The sequence below is a fragment of the Vibrio sp. HENC-03 genome (genome assembly GCF_000305755.2).
In the GTDB taxonomy this organism is placed as follows: Bacteria; Pseudomonadota; Gammaproteobacteria; order Enterobacterales; family Vibrionaceae; genus Vibrio; species Vibrio owensii.
On record NZ_JH976067.1, the window covers coordinates 1 to 2,528 of the forward strand.

The window sequence follows — 2,528 nt, forward strand, 5'->3', positions numbered from 1 at the left end:
ATGCTTGCTTCCGTTTCTCCGGCTTTTGCTGAAACACCAGATATTACGGGCGCTATCAACGCCGCTATCTCTGGTGGTCAAAGCAATGTATCACTGGTTGTTGCGGGTCTGATTGGTATGGCTGCACTGGGCTTCGGTGTGACTATGGTTGTTGGCTTCTTGCGTCGCTAACGGTTCGCCTCCATGCCTCCTTTATCTGGTAATTTACTTGGAGATGTTCTCGCTATCATTCTAGGTGTTGCCTTTGCGGGGGCATTTCTCCACGGCTTTGTGAGTGGCATCAATACTCACTAATCAGTTAATAAAGGGGGCTTCGGCTCCCTTTTTTATTGGTTTGTTGCGATGAATATTAGTCTCACTTTTCGTTACCTTATTTTCTCTGTCTTATTTTTTGCTTGTAATGCTAGTGCTTTAGAAATGTATGCAAGTTCGGGCATGATGGGGTGCTATGAGAAAAGAGCTTGGAATAATCCCTCTTCTGTCCATGCATGCTTGTATGAGAATTACGGTGAAAACCTTTACGGTGGTGTGCATGATTGCTCTGTTGTGCTTTACGATACTGATTTAGGTTACAACCGATATGCTTCAAATTGTTATAACAATAAAGGCTACTACGAGACCTACGTTATATATGAGAGAGCGAGATGTCCATCTGGCGAGCGATTTAACAGCTCAACGATAGCCTGTGAACCTCAATGTGACTATGGTACTAATCCTGATGGCACCTGTATGGACGCTTGCCAATTCAAACAGTCTATTGGTGGTTCTGTAAAACTCCATTGGCACCCCGCTGTTTATGGCGAACTGGTGACTGGCGCTTGTTATGGTGACTTCGGCGCAACTCGATGCGAAATGACCAAGAACGAATCCACCATTATTTGTACTGGCGTGCCTGACGGCCAATACACACCGGATTCTCAATGCTCCCTGAACTTTGCTTACACGGGAAAACAGTGTGACGGTGGTACTTTGTTCTGGGGTGTTAATGGTCCTGATGAACCTATCTTTCCGCCTGACCAAGCAGAAGACCCAACCCATGACCCAGACGATCCAACTGGCGAGATTGAAGATCCAAGTGTCCTACCCGACGACTCAACCAACACGTTCGACCCCAACGACGTTGACCCAGAGCCAGACGTTGAAGACCCAGAAACAGATGAATCGACAGACACGGCAGTTGTTTCCGCAATCCAAGGGTTAAACGCTGACATCAACAAAGGTATTCACGACCTCAACGTTGACCTTAACGAATCACAAGCTCAGATAGCCAATGCCGTTATTGAGGTAAAGGGTTCGCTCGTTGATAACACGCAAGCCATTCAAGAGCAGCAAATCAACGACAACAAGATATACGAGAACACCAAAGCCCTTATCCAACAGGCTAACGGCGACATCACCACGGCAGTTAATAACAATACCAATGCCACTATTGGTGTTCGAACTGACTTACAAAGCTTGGGTGATTCCCTTAGCGGATTGGATAACAGCTTGGATTCCATCGAGGGCTTACTGACTGGCTCCGAGTTTGGCACGCCAACAGGCACTGCTATCACTGGTGAGATTTTCACGTTTGAGGACTTAATGGACTTACAAGACACCATCCAAGCCAAGACTGAATCTATTGAAACGTATGTGGACGACATCAAAGGACTGGTGAGTATCGGCACCAACTTTAACAACGGCACATTAAGCGATAAATCCTTTTCGATTAAAGGCGCAACAGTTGAATCTGGCCTACAACGTTTTGATTCTGTGTCCGGTTACGTTCGTCCGGTCGTCTTGTTCATTTGCGCCTTGATTGCTCTTTGGGTGCTGTTTGGGAATAGGAGTAAATAACATGGAGTACATCTACTCTGCATTGGAGTTCATCGCCAACATCGGACAGACCTTTGTCGATTCTTTCGACGTTGTGATTGGTTGGATACAAAATATTTTCGAATATGGCGGGTTGTGGATTATCTCGGTTTGGCTCGATATCAAGATTGCATCGATACAAATGGCGCTCAAGATAGCGCAGCTGCTACTCGAAGAATACGGCGTTTATACCTTGATTGAAGACCGCTTCAACGCGCTACCTTCTGACGTTCGTTACATCCTGACTGAGTACGGCGTTACTTCTGGCCTGCGCATCATCTTCGATGCGTTCGCCACCTCTTTAGTTATGCGTTTCTTTAACTGGTGATCTAATGGCGACTTCCTTTCGATATGGTCACGGCGGCTCTTACAAATCAGCGTGTGCAGTATGGTTCGACTTATTGCCTGCACTGCGTGAGGGTCGCATCTGTATTACTAACATTCATGGCATGCAGCCTTTAGAAGTCATCGAGCAAAGACTGGGTGAGAAGTTTCCTGATAGTGCTCGTCTTATCCGCATCAGTTCGCGCAACCCAGAAGGCTTTGAGCTTTGGAAATACTTTTTCTGTTGGGCGCCAATTGGGGCGTTCATCCTCATTGATGAGTGTCAGCAAATCTACTCCACCAATGCAGGCTTTAAAATGGCGAACATACACAAGCGCCCTTTTACTGAC

General features: G+C 46.5%; 3 protein-coding genes. All 3 read left to right on the forward strand.

Annotated features, from left to right (window positions below; all coding sequences use genetic code 11):
- The first annotated feature begins 342 nt into the window (after nt 1–342).
- Entirely contained in the window at nt 343–1,836 is a 1,494-nt protein-coding gene (locus VCHENC03_RS18625; RefSeq protein WP_232310319.1) for a hypothetical protein, read from the forward strand.
- Nucleotide 1,837: 1 nt separating this feature from the next.
- Nucleotides 1,838–2,182 carry a DUF2523 family protein gene (locus VCHENC03_RS18620; RefSeq protein ID WP_009705182.1) on the forward strand — a complete coding sequence of 115 codons (345 nt, stop codon included), beginning with the start codon at nt 1,838–1,840 and terminating at the stop codon, nt 2,180–2,182.
- Nucleotides 2,183–2,186: 4 nt separating this feature from the next.
- Nucleotides 2,187–2,528 (forward strand): zonular occludens toxin domain-containing protein (locus tag VCHENC03_RS27970; protein ID WP_009705183.1); only part of this gene is annotated, 342 nt, incomplete at its 3' end.